We start from the raw sequence: 17,998 nt of genomic DNA on the forward strand, positions 1-17,998 counted from the left end.
AGTTGCAATACCCTCCGGTCCCGCCTTATATCGGCAGAAACGGGTCCGGAGGCACGCATGACCAATTACCTCGAATTCGAAAAGTCGCTTGCCGAGATTGAAGGCAAAGCCGAAGAACTGCGGGCCTTGGCGCGCACGAACGAGGAAATGGACGTCGAGAAAGAAGCCGCCGCGCTGGATAAGAAGGCTGCTGACCTCCTCAAGACCCTCTACGCCGATCTCACGCCTTGGCGGAAATGCCAGGTGGCGCGCCACCCTGACCGGCCGCACACCAAAGATTACATCGACGCACTTTTCACCGAATACACCCCGCTCGCAGGTGATCGGAACTTTGCGGATGACCATTCGGTCATGGGCGGCCTCGCCCGTCTCGACGGCATGCCTGTCATGGTGATCGGCCATGAAAAGGGCAACGACACAAAGAGCCGGATCGAGCGCAATTTCGGCATGGCCCGTCCAGAAGGCTACCGCAAGGCTATTCGCCTGATGGAAATGGCCGACAAGTTCGGCCTGCCAATCGTGACCCTTGTTGATACCCCCGGCGCATATCCGGGCAAGGGCGCCGAAGAGCGCGGCCAATCCGAGGCCATCGCTCGCTCCACAGAAAAATGCCTGCAAGTTCGCGTGCCGCTGGTTTCAGTGATCATCGGCGAAGGCGGCTCCGGCGGCGCTGTGGCCTTCGCCACCGCCAACCGCGTAGCTATGCTCGAACACTCGATCTATTCCGTTATCTCGCCCGAAGGCTGCGCGTCGATCCTTTGGAAAGACGCCGAAAAGATGCGCGAAGCAGCAGAGGCTCTGCGCCTGACTGCTCAGAACCTCAAGGAACTGGGCGTTTGCGACCTGATTATCAAAGAGCCCCTTGGCGGCGCACATCGCAACAAGGATGAGGCGATCAAATCGGTCGGCACTGCGGTGAAGAAGATGCTGATCGAGTTGAACAAGCTCTCCGGTGATGACCTGCGCAAAGACCGCCGCCAGAAGTATCTTGGCCTCGGCGCAAAGGGACTCGCTGCCTAATCACCCGCGCGGGAACAACGCGCGGTCCAGATAGCAGCCACCATAAGGAAATGGTGATTTTGCGTAGGTTTCCGCCACGAACGGCGCGAGCCAATCGCGGTAATAGGCCTCCGGCTTGAAGCCTTTTCCTTCATACACCGTCAGGGCGCCCCATCGCGTCTGCACCTCACGCAATGCGACTGCGGCGAACATCGGCGCAATCTCATCCAACCCAATCGCACCCGTCGGGATGATGAGGAAATCCCTGCCGGCAAAAGCGTCAAATTCCACGAACAGGTCATCGTTTCGGCCGTAAACGTCACGGGAGAATGTCACAACGTCCCCCTGCCCTGAATTGCGCAACATCGACGTCAGACCGTAGTTGGTTGTGGCGACAGCCTGCCCCTCGCTCACATCCAATCCTCCTGCATCAATCAGGAGCTGCGCTCGCTGTAACTGCATCTCGCTTGCCGGAAATACCCGTTCGAGCGGCAGCCATCCCGCCTTCAGCGCAAACAACGCCAGCAAAAGCGGAAACACAGTCACCGCGCTCAGGAGCGTGTTCACCGCCAAAACCCGCCGCCCGTTGTTCGCCCCCTCAGCCAATGCCAGTATGGCAAGCGGTCCGGCGACAACCACCCAATTGGCCCCGAGCGACCCAAGTGCCACCGCAAGCAGCAGCACCAGCGCCATGAAAATGCAGAATGTCATGGCAAAGAAATCCGGCTTCCGGCGCGATCGTATCACCTGCGCGAAAACCGCGATCCATGCGCCACCCGTTACAAGGAACGCCGCCACGAGGAAGGAGCCGATGACCCCCTGACCGCTCTCCTCACGAAAAGAAAAATTGAACGCGAAATTGACGGCGCAGTTTTCCCAATTCCACCATAGTTGCGCAGCAAACGGCACCGCCGCAACCAGCGCCAACGAACCCAGCCGCAGCACAACATCACGGCGCAAACCACCGCCGAGGAGCACCGCAAGCGCCACGGCAATGAAGATCAGTGCGCCAGAATACTTGACGAGCAACACCCCACCAAACGCCGCTCCGCCGAGCAGAACCCAGCGCCAGACTGCACCTCGCAAGATCCGTTCGACCGCCAACACAAAGACCGTCGATAGAAACAGAACAATCCCATCGTTGACGAACATGACCGCCAGCGCCACCGTGCCCGGAACGATGAGGAAAGAAAGGCCCAAACGCCAGACATCCTGCCTCTCAAGACCGTCGCGCCGAAGCCGTGCCGCAACCATCCCAACTGTTGTAAGAACCATCAACAAAGCGAAAAGGCGATGAACCGCGCCATGCACTTCGATGCCAATAGCGCGCTCAATGGCAATCGCGATGGCGCTCAACCACCCCGTCAACGGCCCGTGGTCGTAGTAACCCAGCGCCGGCGTCAGCCCCCACGAAACGAAGTAGGCTTCATCGCTCAGCACAGGCACGATCAGTTGCCCACCAATCACCGCAAGCGCAAAAAGAGCCGCAGCAATCGCGGGCCATCCCCTAGACGGCAAAGCCCGCCTCCCGCGCCAGTGCATCTGACCGCTCTTCAATCTCGCTTTCCAGCCTTTGCAGGAACGCCTCTTGGCTCAGTCCTTGTTCGATACGCGGCAGAAACTCGACAATCGCCGTTCCCGGCTTGCGATAAATCCCCCGCTTCGGCCAGAACACACCCACATTGCACGCCACCGGAACCACAGGCAGTCCGCTCGCCTCGTAAAGCGCGAACGTCCCCATCTTATAGGGTGCTCTCACCCCCGGTGCGATCCGTGTTCCTTGCGGATAGACGACAAGTTGCCCGGGTTCCGCGCGCCCCGCAATCACGTCATCGACCATCTTCTTTACCGCCTCTGCCCGCTTTCCGCGCCGGACAGGGACGCTGCCCACGCGCAGCGCATATTGCCCCAAGATCGGCGTGTAGATCAGCTCGCGTTTCATGATGAATTTTCCGCGCGGAACGGCGGAGTAAATCAGGATGATATCGAGAAAAGACTGATGCTTCGCCGCGACGATAACCTCGTCAGTTGGCGGCGTTCCACGGATTTCAAAGTGCAAGCCAATGAGCCAACCGGCCATCCACTTCACAAACCGGCACCACCCATGCGCCGCTGCCAATGCTCCGTCTCGGCTCAGGATCGCCCAAGGCAGATAGAACAGCGCATAAGGCACCATCGCGGCATACATCAATATGATGAAAACCAGCGACCGCGCCCATTGCAAACCGTGTGTCATGCGTGCCTCCTCAGCGTCCTAAAGGCCGCCGCGCGGGTCGCGACAAAAGCCACCAAAGCTGCAAGGATCGGGATCGCCAAGACCCAAAGCCACTCGGCGCCGGAAAAGCCGATCCCCTCCAGAATGCCCCCCGCAACCTCCAACTCAGGCAAAAGCCCGACGGCCACCCCACTCACGAGAACCCCAATCGCAGCGCCGGTCAAGGCTCTGAGCGTGAAGCGTCTGACAAAGGCACCAGCGATATAAACGTCCCGCGCACCCACCAGCCGCATCACCTGTATCACCTGTGCATTGGCGGCCAACGCCGCCTGCGCCGCCAATGTGATCATTGCCGCCGTCGCACCCGCAATCAGGATCACAGCAGAATAGCCCAGCAGCTTCAGCCGCTCAGCTGCCGCCACCAAAGGGGCACGCCATCTGGCATGATCATCCAGTAATGCCCCGGGAACCTCGGCCTGCAATCGCGCGCGCAAGCCTGTCGCGTCATAGCCACCCGCTTCCTCGAATATCTCGATCAACTGCGGGATCGGCAGAGACTCCACTGGCAAATCAGGCCCGAACCACGGCGCCAGCAGCGCGCGCTGTTCATCATCAGTCAGGGCGCGCGCACTGGCCACGCCGGGCGTTGTCTCAAGCACGCGGATAGCCGCCTGCACCTGCGCATCCACCTGCCCTTCCGGCGCCGAGATACGCAAGGTCGAGGTCCGCGCCAATTCTTCGGTCCAGCGATCCGCCACCCGACCGGCGGTTAGTGAAAGCGCCAGAACGAAGACAGCCAGAAAGGCCATCGCTCCGGCGGTAAAAATCGTCAACCGTGCGGTAAACCCCGTTGGCGGAACGGCACGGTCTGCCTGACGATCTCCACCGAACAGCATCGCCACGGCTCTGATCCGCTCCACCGCGCTCACAGGTCCACCTCCGCCGCCTGGATCTTACGATCTTTCAGGCGCAGCACCCGCGCCGAAACCTGCGCCTTTGCCGCGCGGATCAGCGCCAGATCATGGCTAGCGATCAGCACCGTCTTGCCCAGCTTGTTCAACTCCACCAGCAGTGAAAGCAGCCGTTGCGACATCTCCCAGTCAATATTTCCGGTTGGCTCATCTGCGATAATCACCTCGGGCGACATGATGATCGCCCGCGCGAGCGCCGCGCGCTGCCGTTCTCCACCTGACAGTTCGGGCGGCAGTTGCTCCTTCTGGCGGCTCAGGCCAACCCAGGCGAGCAATTCGTCGAGATAGGCATCAACCTCGTCACCCCGTCCAGCGACAGTCAGCGGCAGAGCAACGTTTTCAGAAATCGGTAAATGGTCAAGGAACTGGCAGTCCTGATGCACCACCCCGATCCGCCGCCGGTTCATGGCAATACGGTCACGGTCCATCTTGCGTGTGTTTTCGCCAAACAGCCGCACCTGTCCTGATGTCGCGATCAGCGCACCATAACATAGCTTCAGAAGGGTTGTTTTCCCAGCACCGGATGGCCCTGTCAGGAAATGGAATGAACCCGGCGCCAAAGAAAGCGTCACATCGGCGAACAGCTCTTCACCCCCGTAACTATAGGCCACCCGCTCCAGCTCAATCACACTGCACCCTCTCTTTAACCTTGGCACTTCTGCCCAAATTCACACAGTTAATCAATGACATCTCAAGCAGGCGCACTCAAATCCTTTGCCTGCGCCGCCACAATTGCTAAAAGAACAAAAAAGCAAGTGTATCGGACAGTGAAATTCAACGCATAGGAGAACATTGATGCGGCTCGTCTGCCCGAATTGCGGGGCACAGTATGAGGTTCCAGACGACGTCATCCCGACAACTGGTCGGGATGTGCAATGTTCCAATTGCGGCCATACCTGGTTTGAAAATCCCGGTGCCTCTGCCGAAGCAGAAGCCGAGATCGAAAGCGTAACCTACAGCCCCGACGAAGAGACGCCGGCAGCAGCCGAGGAGGCTCCAGCGCCTTGGGCCAAAGACCCCGATAATACGCGGCTTTTCGATCATCTCACTGATGACGAGCAGAATTCCGTCCCTGCACCGAGCCCATCCAGCGACATCCTTGCCGACGATGAAGTCGAGGACGAGCCGATAGCGTCCGCACCAACGCCGAAGGCCGAGCGACGCCAACTTGATCCCGGCATTGCCGAAATTCTGCGGGAGGAAGCCGAGCGCGAAGCCCGCAAACGCGAGGCCGAAGCCCGCAGCAGTATCGAAAGCCAGCCGGATCTTGGCCTTGATGCCTCCGAACCGCTCGATCAGGCCGCCGAGTCCCGCCGCCGGATGGCGCGACTCACCGGCGAGGAGGACGCACCGGATCCCGCGCCGCTTGCCCAGCCCCCGATGGCAGATGACCGCCCCCGCCGCGAACGACTTCCTGATATCGAAGAGATCAACTCAACCCTCGTCGCCTCGGAAGAGCGCAACGCTCCCACCCTACAGGAAATAGCCGAAGCCAAAAGCAGGCAGCGCCGTGGTTTCCGCCGTGGGTTTAGCTGGTCCCTCGTGCTGGCAATGGTCGCGGTGGTGGTCTACCTCTACGCGCCTGCGCTCTCAGCCAGTTTTCCAGCCGCCGAGCCTCTGCTGACCTCATATGTCGAAATGGTGAATGATTGGCGCATCGGCTTGGATGTCTGGATGCAGGAAGCCGCCGCGCGGATGAACGGCTCCGGCGCCTAGAACTGCTCCAACAAGCGTTTCAGGTATTCCTGCTCGTCCTCGGAACGGCTTCTGTCACCCGCGCGATCACGCAGCTCACGCAAAATCTCGGCGGCGCGTTCATCTTCCGATATCCCATCGCCCAGCATTTGCTCATCGGTTCCCTGCTGACCCAATCGCCCGATATCACGGCCGAGAGGGTCACTGCGGTTTTGATCCTCAGTCGCGGTCGCGCCGCCCTGCTGGCCGCCCTGACCGTCCATTTCGCGGTTGTCCGCCAGCGCCTGCCCAAGGTTCCGCAACCCGTCCCGCAAGGCCTCCATCGCCTCGGCCTGATTGTCTAATGCCTCCGCCAAGCGCCCTTCACGCAGCGCCTCTTCAGCACCGTCCATCGCGCCCTCGGCACGCTCGAGCGAGCGCTCCGCACGCTCTGCTGCCTCCCCTTCCAGCAGCGGCAGACCACCGCGCTGGCGCTCCAACTCCTCGCGCAAGGCTTGCTGCCGGTCGGCCAGCGACCGTCCTGCCTCACGCCCATCCGGCCCCGCCTCGGCCCCGCCGGAACCTGTCCCGTTCTCGCCCTGCGGCTGTCCTTGCTCTCCGCCTTGCTGTTCCTGCCCGTTGTAGCGCTCTTGCAAATCTTGGAACGCTTCGTCCGACAACTCCTGCTGCTCGCGCAACGTCTCACCCAAATCCTGCATGGATTGCTGACCTTGCGATCCTTCCCCTTCACTCTGCGTGACGCGCAGGTTCTCCAACAGTTCGTTCAGGGCCTGCATCATCTGCTGCGCCTCTTCCATGCGCCCCTGTTCCATCAGCTCCTGAATCCGGTCCATCATCGCTTGCAGCTGATCACCGCTCAGCTCGCGGCTTTCGCCCTCTTGTTGCTGGCCATCTTCACCTTGCTCTTGCGGCTGCTGTTCGGCCAGCATTCGAGTGTAATCATCAATCGCATCGCGCAGCTCATCCATTAATTCAGCAATCTCGGCCTCGCTCGCGCCGTTGCGCATCGCCTCCGCCAGCCGCTCTTGCGCGCGCCGCAGCCGCTCGCGCGCATCAGCCAAGCGGCCCTCTTCCAACTCGACCGCCACTTCCCAGAGCATGTCAGCAATCTCACTTACCTGCTCATCGTCGGCGGCAACTGGCTCCAAAGCCTCCAAATGCCGGATCGCAACCCGCAACCTCAAATAGGCCGTCTCGTTGCCAAAACTTTCCTCCGGCCGGTGCGAGATCGCCCGCAAAATCTGCGCAACGCGGGGCGCATTGGCGCGGTTCCACAACAGGTCGCTGCGCTGCTCGATCACCGCCCGCGCCACCGGCTCGAAAAACCGCCGCCCCGGTAGGATCATTGCAACAGGCACGGTATCGCCGGTCTGCGCCAACGCATCCTCGATCTGCATCTCCAAACTCACCGGCAGATTGGCGTATGGATGTTTCGAAAAATCTTCGAGCAACACTTCGCTCACCTGCTCTCGCCCACCGCGAATGGGCATCGGCAGATCGACCACAATCGGCGCGCGCTCTTCGGGGGCAATCGCCTTGCCGTGCTGGCGGGTCACCTGATCCACATCCAGCACAAACCGCGCGGCACCTTGGGTTACGCCATAATCGTCTTCGGCCTTGAAAGGCTGCTGCATCCGTCCAGACGCATCGGTTTCCAGCGGTCCATCAAGGGCAATCTCAGGGATCACATCAGGCACCGCCGATACTTGCCAGCGTGCGTTATCCGCGCCATCGATCTCCACCAAGCCACTACGATCAACCTCAAGCCGGTAGGTCATCTCCTGCGCGTCCACCCCCGCCGAAGATACCGTTTCCCGCAGGTTCAAGGCACCTTCCGCTCCATAGAAGCGCACCGTCACGCGGCTGCCAATGGGCACCGATATTTCGCCTCCCTGCTGATCAGCGAGGTAGAGCGCCGGCCTCCCTGTATAGGCAGGCGGCTCGATCCACCCTTCCCATACAGCATCGGGAATGTCCGCAACGGCGCCTCCTGCAATTGGTGCTCTGGCATCGCGTGGCGCAAAGAGAAGCGCCACAACGAACAACAGCAAAGCAGCATAGCGCAGGCCGAAAGGATCATCCGCCGCAACCGAAAGATCAGGCCACTCCGCGCGCAGCGTCCGGCTCCGCACCAACATCCGCTGCCGATGCGCCTGCCATAATGCATCAGTACCCGCATCTCCGCCCGCCAGTACCGGCGTATCTACTAATGCAGCCAGTGGCCGGTCGGAATGGCTTTGGTCGAGCGCGGCAACGGCATCCGCTAATGACGGTCGCCGCCAGCCGATCACGCCACGCACAAGCGCCGCGACCGCAGCAAGGCCCAGAACCCACAGAACTGCCAAGCGCCAAAGCTCGGGCAACAGATCCAGCGCACCGAAGAGCCAAAGCCCGCAACTGAAAAAACCGATACTCCAAACCGGCCAGAAACCACGCACAATACGCTTCGCCCACAGCCCTAGCAGCGCCAGCCGCAAGGGGCGTCGCAGATGCGCCAGTTCTGGCAGATCGTTTTTCAGCTCGTTCTCCCGTTCCTTCCCGCACCGCGCGCGGGTAACGCAATGGCTTACAGCCACTCGGGAATGGTATCGCGCGCAATCATTTCGTCAAAGGTAGGACGCGGACGGATGACAGCGAATTGATCATCCTGCACCAAAACCTCTGGGATCAGGGGCCGCGAATTGTATTCGCTCGCCATCACCGCACCATATGCGCCCGCCGAACGGAAAGCGACCAGATCACCCTCCTTAACCGGTGGCATATGCCATCCCTTGGCAAAGGTGTCGCCCGTTTCACAGACCGGCCCGACGATATCGAACGGCACTTGCTCAACGCCAGTTTCCGGCTCAATTACAGGCACGATATCGTGATGCGCTTCGTACATAGCAGGGCGGATCAAATCGTTCATCGCACCATCAAGGATCAGGAAATTCCGCCCCTCACCCTCTTTGATGTAAATTACCCGCGACACCATCAGCCCCGCATTGCCCGAGATCAGCCGCCCAGGCTCGATCTCGACCTCACATCCAAGATGCCCGACCGTGCGCTTGATCAGCGCACCATAGTCGAGCGGCAGCGGCGGCGCCTCATTCGAGCGCGTGTACGGGATACCCAGCCCGCCCCCAAGATCGAGGCGGCGAATGTCATGCCCGTCGGAACGCAAAGCCTCGGTCAGATCGGCTACCTTGCGATAGGCCGCCTCAAAAGGTTCCAACTGGGTCAACTGGCTGCCGATATGTACATCAATTCCGACAACTTCGATCCCCGGAAGGGCGGCAGCTTCGGCATACACCTCCCGCGCCTTGGCGATCGGGATGCCGAACTTGTTTTCCGATTTTCCCGTGGCAATCTTCGCGTGCGTTTTCGCGTCCACATCAGGGTTAACCCTAATGGTGATCGGCGCGACCGCCCCCATAGCCGAGGCAACTTCGCTCAGCGCGCGCAATTCCGGCTCGCTCTCCACATTGAACTGACGGATGCCGCCTTCCAACGCAGTGCGCATTTCCGCGCGGGTTTTACCCACGCCGGAAAAGACAATCCTCTCTCCCGGCACGCCCGCAGCCTTAGCGCGGCGGTATTCACCCTCGGAGACAACGTCCATGCCCGCCCCGCGCTGCGCCAAGAGCCGCAAGATCGCTTGGTTCGACAGCGACTTCATCGCAAAGCAAATCGTATGCTCCAGCCCATCGAGCGCCTCTTCGAACAGGCCGAAATGCCGCAGTAACGTCGCAGAGGAGTAAACATAGAACGGCGTCCCCACGGCCGCGGCGATTTCCGCAACCGGCACGTCCTCGGCGTGCAACACCCCGTCTCGATAGAGAAAATGGTCCATCAGGCTCTCCGCTCAGGCTCTCGCACGCCTATACCAGAGTTTTTGGCGATCCCAACCCCGCAGCGCGCGCACGGCACCCTATTCGAGCGGTTTTGTCCGCAGGAAAAGGTACAGCGGCAAGCCGCAGCTCACCCCGATGCAAAAAGTCGCCGGAATTGCGATCAAGGCTTCCCAATTGCGGCGCACCGCCACCTCGGCAAGGATCCAGAAAGTCAGCGTGACCGCTGCAATCGTCAGATCCCAAACAAGGCCAGAAGATGCGGCATTCGCATGCCATGCATCCACCATCGCCATCAGGCTAAAGCCCTCCGCCATGAACCATGTGATGAAATAATACATCGGATGCACCGCACCCCAAATGGCCAGCAGCAAATAGACAGGACGTAAGCTTTTCATCTCTACAACCCTTCGAAATCGACAATCTCGCCATCTGGCCGCGCAGGTGCGCCGTCAACACCGCAGCTCGCCACCGCACAGACCAGCATCAGCGCCATGATCACTACGATCGCACGGATCACGCGAGCACCTCTTTCCAACGGGCGACCTGCTCGCGCACGCGCACAGGCGATGTCCCGCCATAGCTGAGGCGCGACGCCACCGAATTCTCTACACCCAGCACGTCGAACACATCGGCGTGGATCTCTTTATGCACAGATTGCATATCCTCGAGCGACAGATCAGGCAGATCGCAGCCTTTGCCCTCGGCCATAGCCACCAGCGATCCCGTCACATGATGCGCATCGCGGAACGGCAGATTCAACTCCCGCACCAGCCAGTCAGCAAGGTCGGTCGCGGTTGAAAACCCGCTCGATGCCGCCGCCTTCAGGGACGCGCGATTCGCCGTCATGTCCGAAACCATCCCCGCCATCGCAGCAAGCGCCAGCAGGAAGTTATCCGCCGCATCAAAGACCTGCTCTTTGTCTTCCTGCATGTCCTTCGAATAGGTCAGAGGCAGCCCTTTCATCACCGTCATCAACGCAACATTCGCCCCGAAAATCCGCCCGATCTTGGCACGGATCAATTCGGCGGCATCAGGGTTGCGCTTCTGCGGCATGATCGACGATCCGGTGGACCACTTGTCAGACATTGTCACAAACCGGAACTGCGCCGACGACCAGATCACCAGCTCTTCGGCAAACCGGCTCAAATGCATCGCGCAGATGCTTGCCGCCGCGAGGAATTCCAACGCGAAATCCCTGTCCGAGACGGAATCGAGGCTATTCGCGGTCGGGCGGTCAAAGCCCAGCGCTGTTGCCGTTGCATGGCGGTCAATCGGGAAGGAGGTTCCCGCCAGCGCGGCCGCACCAAGCGGGCTTTCGTTCATCCGCTTGCGCGCATCGGCAAAACGGCTGCGATCACGGGCAAACATCTCGACATAGGCCAGCATATGATGGCCCCACGTCACCGGCTGCGCCGTCTGCAAATGTGTGAAACCGGGCATCACCCAATCTGCACCGGCCTCGGCCTGCGCCAGCAGCGCCTTCATCAGCGCCTCAAGCGCGCCATCCACCGCATCGCACTGGTCACGCACCCACAACCGGAAATCGACCGCCACCTGATCGTTACGGCTCCGCGCGGTATGCAGTCGCCCCGCCGGTTCACCCACGATCTCTTTCAGCCGCGCTTCCACATTCATGTGGATGTCCTCAAGCGCAGTCGAAAAGGTGAAATTTCCGCCCTCGATTTCTGACAATATGGTGAGCAGCCCTTCCCGAATGGCCTCCGCATCCTTATCGCTAATGATGCCTTGTGCTGCCAACATCGCAGCATGAGCGCGCGAACCGGCGATATCTTGTGGCGCCAGTCGTTTGTCGAACCCGATGGACGCATTAATTGCTTCCATTATGGCGTCCGGCCCAGCGGCGAAGCGCCCGCCCCACATCTGGTTCGAGGATTTGGTCATTTTGGAGGTCCCATGCCGCAGTTCAGATCAGCGTTGCTTTATACGGCCCTCGCGCTCGTTGCAAACATCGGCTGGGCCGATCCTTACGCAATCGTAGACCTCCGCAAAGACGATATGCGCAAACTGGCCGTCCACGAAACGCCCCTCGAGCTGCCCAATAGCACCTACACTGGCGAAGACGGCACCCCCCGGACCTTCGCGGACGAAGGCAGCGCCGTGCTGCTGGTGAATTTCTGGGCCACATGGTGCGCGCCCTGCCGGAAGGAAATGCCCTCCCTCGCCGCCCTGCAATCTGCCTTCGCACCTGAGGATTTTCGCGTCATCACAATCGCCACAGGACGCAACCCGCTCCCCGCGATGGAACAGTTCTTCGAAGAAATCGAAGTCGACAGCCTGCCGCTCCATACCGACCCGCGCCAGTCATTAGCGCGGGAAATGGGCGTTCTCGGCCTTCCGGTATCGGTGCTGATCGACCGCGACGGAAAAGAGGTCGCCCGCCTCATGGGCGATGCCGACTGGGACAGCGAAAGCGCCCGCAGCATCATAACGGCATTGGTCGAAGGGGCGCCTTGATCCGCTCAGGCGCTGCCAGAGGTGCTCGACAATAAAAGCGGGTCAATTCCCATGTGTTTCAGCGCCGCGTTCCATTTGAACTCGTTCGCGCGGCCATAAACGATGTCGTCACGCGCATCGCACACCAGCCAGCCGTTCAGCGCGATCTCGTCCTCCAACTGGCCCGGTCCCCAGCCCGCATAGCCAAGCGCCAACATGGATGATTCAGGCCCGCGACCGGCGGCGATGTCTTCCAGCACGTCCATTGTCGCCGTCATTGACGTGGTGTCATCCACCTCCAGCGTCCCATTCCCGCTGTTGTAATCCGCGCTGTGCAAGACGAATCCCCGCCCATGCTCAACCGGCCCACCAAAATGCACGCGAATATCACGCGCTTCGGGATCGGCTTCGATACCCAGTTGCTTGAGCAAATCGCCAAACCGTACTTCCGGCGCGGGTTTGTTAACGATAAGCCCCATGGCCCCGTCATCCGAATGCGCGCACATATAGATGACGCTTCTTTCGAACCGCGCATCGCCCATATCAGGCATTGCGACCAGCAGTTTTCCCGCAAGAGAGAGGTCTAGACCTTCCATATCAGACTCTGTTTTCCCTTTGCACATTGGCCTATCAGCTTGTCTCACAGCCGATGACCCGAACGTGACTTCCTTTCCCTCGATATTTTCTTATCTTGCGCCCATGAACCGGATATTCGCAACCCTTTTCGCCTTCTTTCTGCTGCCCATTCCGCTCCTAGCGCAGGAGGTGGAAAACGTTGTGACGGTCGATTTCGTCCCCGGTTGGCGCACCGCCGAAGGGACCCATATGGCCGGTCTGCGAATCAGCCTTGCGCCGCATTGGAAAACCTACTGGCGCGCACCCGGTCCGGCGGGCCTCCCGCCGGCGTTCGATTGGTCTGGCTCTCAAAACATCACCGATGCGGTGCTGCACTGGCCTACGCCTGAGCTTCTCGACGTAAACGGAATGGAGAGCTTCGGCTACAACGGCTCCGTGCTGATACCCATCGAGCTTTCGCTAGAGGATTCAGAACAGACGGCACATGCCAAGGGGCACGTCGAAATCGGCGTTTGTAACAGTGTCTGCATCCCGTTTACCGCGCGGTTCGATATGGCGCTTCCAGTCGCAGCCCAACGCAGCCCGCCGATTATTGCGGCGTTGCTCGATCAACCCCTCGACGGCCTGCAAGCGGGCTTCGCGCCCGTCTCCTGCGACTTCCGCCCTACTGGGAAGGGAATCCGCATCGAAGCCCATCTGCCAGAGGCCGCGAAAATCGCCGCGACCGCGGGCGCGATCGAATTTGCGTCGAAAGACGTTTGGATCGCCGAGACGATGCACGAAATGCGGGGCGATACGATGGTTTTCACGGCCGACGCAATTGCCCTTGGCACCGCTCCTATGGCCATCGACCGTCATTCCCTGCGCTTGACGGTGCTGACCACCAATAACGCCTACGAGTTCATCGGTTGTCAGGGCTGACCGCCGGTTACTTTCGCCGTAAATGCTCGTCGAGCCGCGGCATGATCTCGACAAAATTGCAGGGGCGGTGCCGATAATCCAGCTGCTTCACGAGGATTTCGTCCCACGCATCCTTACAAGCCCCCGGGCTTCCGGGCAGGGCGAATAGATAGGTGCCGTGCGCCACCCCCGCCGTCGCACGGCTCTGGATCGCACTGGTGCCGATCTTCTGCATAGATATCATGGTGAAGACAGTGCCGAAGGCATCAATTTCCTTCTCGTAAACATCCCGATGTGCCTCAACCGTGACGTCACGCCCCGTCAACCCTGTCCCGCCGGTGGAAATCACCACATCCACCTCCGGATCAGCGCACCACTCTGACAAACGCGCCGCGATCTCCACCCGCTCGTCGGGCAGAATCGCGCGATCGACCAACCGATGCCCAGCCGCTTCGATCCGCGCGACGAGCGTGTCGCCAGATTTATCCTCGGCAAGCGTTCGGGTGTCACTCACGGTAAGCACTGCAATGCGCACAGCCATGAAAGGGCGATCAGTATCAATACGGCTCATTGTAACTCTCTCAACTTGGCTTTCAGAGACAGAAGATCCGCCCATGTGTCCCGTTTCTTGTCCGGATCCCCCATCACTTGCATGGGATGGAACATCGGCAAAGCCGGTCGGCCCTCAATCTCTGCCCAATGGCCCCGTTTTCGGGCCATTCCCCCCTGCCCTAAAAAGGTCTGGCACGTCACACCGCCAAACAGCACCAGCACATCCGGCGCGACAAGGCTGATATGCTTTTTCACGAAAGGCAGCATCATTTCGACTTCGTCGGCACTTGGCGTGCGGTCGGAAGGCGTCCGCCATGGCAGAAGGGTGGTGACGTAAAGCGCCTCCGCCGATAGCTCACTGTCCCTTCTCAACCCGATCGCTTCAAACATCCGATCAAATAATACACCAACTGGCCCGACAAAAAGCTGTCCCTTCACATCGTCATCGCGCTTTGGGGCATCACCAAGGATCATCACCCGCGCCGAAGGCATTCCTTCGGCAAAAATGAAATTGCGCGCACCGTGCCGCAGATCACAATGCTCGAACGCCTCCATAGTCGCGGCAAGCTCTTCCAAAGATTTTGCAGATGCCGCGCGCCGCGCCGCAACCGCAGCAGGGTCCACCTTCAGCACATCCGGAATAGGCGGCGGCGTTCCTTTTTTGTCTTTCGCGGCGGGGGCGTCCACCCGTGCGGGTTTTTCGGCCGTGGGGGCAGGCGGTTCAAGCGCATAGCGGTCTAAAGGCGCGTCGAGGATCGCCTCGTCCGCTCCCATCTCGACCTGCCACTTCAACAGGTCCGCCGCCACCCAATAGTCCACCGCTAAGTCCATAGCCGCACCCTAGGCCGCATTTACCGGAATGTGCAGCCCCAAATCGCAGCTCAGGACCACTGGACGCGACGAGGTTGCCTTCCTATAAGCGACCAAACTGCACGAGGGCCACCATGACATTTCGCGCGCAGCATCTTCTCGGGATAGAGCATCTCCGCCCCGAAGAAATCACAACGTTGCTCGATCTTGCCGACCGCTACGCCAACGAGAACCGCCAGCGCAGAAGTCACAAAGACATCCTCGCCGGCCTCACCCAAATCAACATGTTTTTCGAGAACTCGACCCGCACACAGGCGAGCTTCGAACTGGCGGGCAAACGCCTCGGTGCCGACGTGATGAACATGACGATGCAGGCAAGCTCGATCAAGAAGGGCGAAACCCTGATCGACACGGCACTGACGCTCAACGCCATGCACCCCGATCTGCTGGTTGTGCGGCATCCGAACTCCGGCGCGGTCGATCTCCTGTCGCAAAAGGTCAATTGCGCGGTGCTGAACGCGGGCGATGGCCGCCATGAGCACCCGACCCAAGCCTTGCTTGACGCGCTCACGATCCGCCGCGCCAAGGGGCGTCTGCACCGCCTCTCGGTCGCCATCTGCGGCGACATCCTGCACAGCCGCGTCGCCCGCTCCAACATCATGCTTTTGGGCAAAATGGAAAACCGCGTCCGCCTGATCGCACCGCCAACCCTAATGCCCGCAGGCGTTGCGGAATTTGGCGTCGAGGTGTTCCACGACATGCGCGAAGGTCTGCGCGATGTGGATGTGGTGATGATGCTCCGCCTGCAAAAAGAGCGGATGGACGGCGGCTTCGTCCCGTCTGAGCGCGAATATTACCACCGCTACGGTCTGGATGCTGAAAAACTCTCCTATGCCAAGGAAGATGCAATCGTCATGCATCCCGGCCCGATGAACCGCGGCGTCGAGATCGACGGCACCATCGCCGACGACATCAACCGCTCGGTCATCCAGACTCAGGTCGAAATGGGTGTCGCCGTGCGCATGGCCGCGATGGATCTCCTCGCCCGCAACCTCCGCGCCCGTCGCGGCGCTGAGCTTCAAAATGAAAAAGGCATCATGGTATGACCGAACTGCTGTTTACCAATGCCCGCTTGATCGACCCCGTGGCCATTACTGATTCCGCCGGTTGGATTCTGATCAAGAATGGCAAGATTGCCGCCACTGGCGAGGAAACCCCGCCAGATACCAAAGGCACCGTGATAGACTGCGGCGGTCAATGCATCGCTCCGGGCATCATCGACATCGGCGTGAAAGTCTCCGAACCGGGCGAGCGCCACAAGGAGAGCTTCCATTCCGCTGGGCTTGCAGCTGCTGCTGGTGGCGTCACCACCATCGTCACCCGCGCCGATACCCTGCCGGTAATCGACACCCCCGAAACACTCGAATTCGTCGCGCGTCGTGCCGCAGAAGACAGCGCGGTGAATGTCCTGCCGATGGCCGCTCTCACCAAAGGCCGTGAAGGCAACGAAATGTCAGAGATCGGCTTTCTGCAAGACGCAGGCGCCGTGGCATTTTCCGACGGCCTGCGCGTTGTCAGCAAAACCAAAGTTCTCTCACGCGCCCTAACTTATGCCCGCTCGCTTGACGCACTGGTGATCGGCCATGTGCAGGAGCCGCAGCTGTCCGAGGGCGCCGTCGCCACCAAAGGCAAATTCGCTTCACTGCGCGGCCTGCCGGATGTGTCCCCGATGGCCGAGCGCATGGGGCTGGACCGTGATATTTCCTTGTTGGAGATGACCGGCGCCAAGTACCATGTGGACCAACTTACCACCGCCCGCGCCCTCCCCGCGCTCGAACGCGCCAAGCGCAACGGGCTCGACATCACAGCTGGTGTCTCGATCCACCACCTCACTCTTAATGAGTTCGACGTCGCGGATTATCGCACCTTCTTCAAACTGACCCCGCCGCTGCGCGCTGAAGAGGATCGCCTCGCGGTGATCGACGCACTGCGCTCCGGCCTCATTGATATTTTGTGCTCCATGCACACCCCTCAGGATGAAGAAAGCAAGCGCCTCCCCTTCGAGGAAGCCGCCAGCGGCGCGGTTGGGTTGGAGACACTTCTGCCCGCTTCGCTTCGGCTCTATCACGCAGGCCATCTCACCTTGCCCGAACTGTTCCGCGCGCTTTCGCTCAACCCTGCGCGGCGGCTCGGCCTCAAAAGCGGGCGCCTGCTTGAAGGCGCGCCCGCAGACCTGATCCTCTTCGATCCGGACGCACCATTCATCCTCGATCGCGCGACTTTGCGGTCAAAATCGAAAAATACCCCCTTTGACGGCGCAAGAATGCAGGGCAAGGTCATCGGAACATGGGTCAACGGGGCCCGCGTTTTCGGAGACGGATGATGCCAGAAATCACCACTGCCCTACCCCAGCTGCTCGTCTGGGCTTTAATCGGCTATGGTCTTGGGTCTGTACCTTTCGGTTTGATCCTGTCGCGGCTGATGAACCTTGGGGATTTGCGGCAGATCGGCTCCGGCAATATCGGCGCGACGAACGTGCTGCGCACCGGCAATAAAACAGCTGCTTTCCTAACCCTTCTACTCGATGGCGGAAAAGGCGTCGCAGCCGTGTTGCTCGCCCGCGCATTCGCCGCAGAAGACGCGCTGCAATTGGCCGCGCTGGCGGCCTTCATCGGGCATTGCTTCCCCGTCTGGCTGGCTTTCAAAGGGGGCAAAGGAGTTGCGACCTTCCTAGGCCTCTTGCTCGCTATCGCATGGCCCGTCGGGGTCGCCGCCTGCGCTACTTGGCTGGTGACAGCCGTGCTGTTCCGTTTCTCATCGCTGGCAGCACTCGTCGCGGCAGTGGCGAGCCCCGTCTGGGCGCTGTTCTTCGGCTACAGCTCACTGGTTCTGGTGATCGCGCTTCTGGCCGTGCTGATCCTCTGGCGCCACAGCGCAAACATCATCCGCCTGCGCGCGGGCACCGAGACAAAAATCGGCCAGAAAAGCTAGAA

Annotated in this window: 18 protein-coding genes; 7 read left to right on the plus strand and 11 right to left on the minus strand. The window is 60.4% G+C overall.

The window, feature by feature from the left end; genetic code table 11:
- Nucleotides 1-57: 57 nt before the first annotated feature.
- Nucleotides 58-1,020, plus strand: coding sequence for an acetyl-CoA carboxylase carboxyltransferase subunit alpha (locus tag AB1E42_RS14295; protein WP_368344907.1), 963 nt, complete (start codon nt 58-60; stop codon nt 1,018-1,020).
- On the opposite strand, the gene AB1E42_RS14300 is transcribed toward AB1E42_RS14295, so the two are convergent.
- From AB1E42_RS14300 to AB1E42_RS14315, 4 genes are read right to left on the minus strand one after another with little or no spacing between them, the layout of a single operon-like run.
- The gene (locus AB1E42_RS14300; RefSeq protein ID WP_368344908.1) at nt 1,021-2,517 is read right to left on the minus strand and encodes an ArnT family glycosyltransferase; all 1,497 of its coding nucleotides are present in this window, start codon (nt 2,515-2,517) and stop codon (nt 1,021-1,023) included.
- On the minus strand, nt 2,507-3,235 hold the full coding sequence (locus tag AB1E42_RS14305) for a lysophospholipid acyltransferase family protein (RefSeq protein ID WP_368344909.1): 729 nt from the start codon (nt 3,233-3,235) through the stop codon (nt 2,507-2,509). The genes AB1E42_RS14300 and AB1E42_RS14305 overlap by 11 nt, the downstream gene beginning before the upstream one ends.
- Nucleotides 3,232-4,110, minus strand: a complete 879-nt coding sequence (locus tag AB1E42_RS14310; RefSeq protein WP_368346441.1) for a cell division protein FtsX — start codon at nt 4,108-4,110, stop codon at nt 3,232-3,234. The genes AB1E42_RS14305 and AB1E42_RS14310 overlap by 4 nt, the downstream gene beginning before the upstream one ends.
- Before the next feature lie 29 nt (nt 4,111-4,139).
- On the minus strand, nt 4,140-4,814 hold the full coding sequence (locus AB1E42_RS14315) for a cell division ATP-binding protein FtsE (protein WP_368344910.1): 675 nt from the start codon (nt 4,812-4,814) through the stop codon (nt 4,140-4,142).
- 166 nt (nt 4,815-4,980) lie between these two features.
- Here AB1E42_RS14315 and AB1E42_RS14320 point away from each other — a divergent pair, with 166 nt between their 5' ends.
- Complete coding sequence (locus AB1E42_RS14320) at nt 4,981-5,901, plus strand: zinc-ribbon domain-containing protein (protein WP_368344911.1); 921 nt, start codon at nt 4,981-4,983, stop codon at nt 5,899-5,901.
- Here the strand turns inward: AB1E42_RS14320 and AB1E42_RS14325 are convergent.
- From AB1E42_RS14325 to argH, 4 genes are all read right to left on the minus strand, one after another.
- Nucleotides 5,898-8,456, minus strand: a complete 2,559-nt coding sequence (locus AB1E42_RS14325; RefSeq protein WP_368344912.1) for a TIGR02302 family protein — start codon at nt 8,454-8,456, stop codon at nt 5,898-5,900. The two genes, AB1E42_RS14320 and AB1E42_RS14325, sit on opposite strands and share 4 nt — an antisense overlap.
- Nucleotides 8,447-9,712 carry a diaminopimelate decarboxylase gene (gene lysA, locus AB1E42_RS14330; RefSeq protein WP_368344913.1) on the minus strand — a complete coding sequence of 422 codons (1,266 nt, stop codon included), beginning with the start codon at nt 9,710-9,712 and terminating at the stop codon, nt 8,447-8,449. The genes AB1E42_RS14325 and lysA overlap by 10 nt, the downstream gene beginning before the upstream one ends.
- 78 nt (nt 9,713-9,790) lie before the next feature.
- Nucleotides 9,791-10,108: a DUF2834 domain-containing protein gene (locus AB1E42_RS14335; RefSeq protein WP_368344914.1), complete on the minus strand. Its 318-nt coding sequence runs from the start codon at nt 10,106-10,108 to the stop codon at nt 9,791-9,793.
- Between the two features lie 118 nt (nt 10,109-10,226).
- Complete coding sequence (gene argH, locus AB1E42_RS14340; RefSeq protein ID WP_368344915.1) at nt 10,227-11,615, minus strand: argininosuccinate lyase; 1,389 nt, start codon at nt 11,613-11,615, stop codon at nt 10,227-10,229.
- A 12-nt stretch (nt 11,616-11,627) separates the two neighbouring features.
- On the opposite strand from argH, the gene AB1E42_RS14345 reads away from it, so the two are divergent.
- Entirely contained in the window at nt 11,628-12,188 is a 561-nt protein-coding gene (locus tag AB1E42_RS14345; RefSeq protein ID WP_368344916.1) for a TlpA family protein disulfide reductase, read from the plus strand.
- Between the two features lie 5 nt (nt 12,189-12,193).
- Here AB1E42_RS14345 and AB1E42_RS14350 read toward each other — a convergent pair whose 3' ends face one another.
- Nucleotides 12,194-12,763 carry a YqgE/AlgH family protein gene (locus AB1E42_RS14350; protein WP_368344917.1) on the minus strand — a complete coding sequence of 190 codons (570 nt, stop codon included), beginning with the start codon at nt 12,761-12,763 and terminating at the stop codon, nt 12,194-12,196.
- A gap of 103 nt (nt 12,764-12,866) precedes the next feature.
- Here AB1E42_RS14350 and AB1E42_RS14355 point away from each other — a divergent pair, with 103 nt between their 5' ends.
- Nucleotides 12,867-13,664, plus strand: a complete 798-nt coding sequence (locus tag AB1E42_RS14355; RefSeq protein WP_368344918.1) for a protein-disulfide reductase DsbD domain-containing protein — start codon at nt 12,867-12,869, stop codon at nt 13,662-13,664.
- Between the two features lie 7 nt (nt 13,665-13,671).
- Here the strand turns inward: AB1E42_RS14355 and moaB are convergent, their stop codons facing one another.
- Complete coding sequence (moaB, locus tag AB1E42_RS14360) at nt 13,672-14,214, minus strand: molybdenum cofactor biosynthesis protein B (protein ID WP_368344919.1); 543 nt, start codon at nt 14,212-14,214, stop codon at nt 13,672-13,674.
- Nucleotides 14,211-15,026, minus strand: coding sequence for a uracil-DNA glycosylase (locus AB1E42_RS14365; RefSeq protein WP_368344920.1), 816 nt, complete (start codon nt 15,024-15,026; stop codon nt 14,211-14,213). The genes moaB and AB1E42_RS14365 overlap by 4 nt, the downstream gene beginning before the upstream one ends.
- 113 nt (nt 15,027-15,139) lie before the next feature.
- Here AB1E42_RS14365 and AB1E42_RS14370 point away from each other — a divergent pair, with 113 nt between their 5' ends.
- The 3 genes from AB1E42_RS14370 to plsY are packed head-to-tail and all read left to right on the plus strand — an operon-like array spanning nt 15,140 to nt 17,996.
- The gene (locus AB1E42_RS14370) at nt 15,140-16,111 is read left to right on the plus strand and encodes an aspartate carbamoyltransferase catalytic subunit (protein WP_368344921.1); all 972 of its coding nucleotides are present in this window, start codon (nt 15,140-15,142) and stop codon (nt 16,109-16,111) included.
- Entirely contained in the window at nt 16,108-17,388 is a 1,281-nt protein-coding gene (pyrC, locus tag AB1E42_RS14375; RefSeq protein ID WP_368344922.1) for a dihydroorotase, read from the plus strand. Before AB1E42_RS14370 ends, pyrC begins: the two co-directional genes overlap by 4 nt.
- Nucleotides 17,388-17,996: a glycerol-3-phosphate 1-O-acyltransferase PlsY gene (gene plsY / locus AB1E42_RS14380; protein WP_368344923.1), complete on the plus strand. Its 609-nt coding sequence runs from the start codon at nt 17,388-17,390 to the stop codon at nt 17,994-17,996. The genes pyrC and plsY overlap by 1 nt, the downstream gene beginning before the upstream one ends.
- Nucleotides 17,997-17,998: the final 2 nt, after the last annotated feature.

It is taken from the genome of Pelagovum sp. HNIBRBA483 (assembly GCF_040931995.1).
Taxonomy (GTDB): Bacteria; Pseudomonadota; Alphaproteobacteria; order Rhodobacterales; family Rhodobacteraceae; genus JAEPMR01.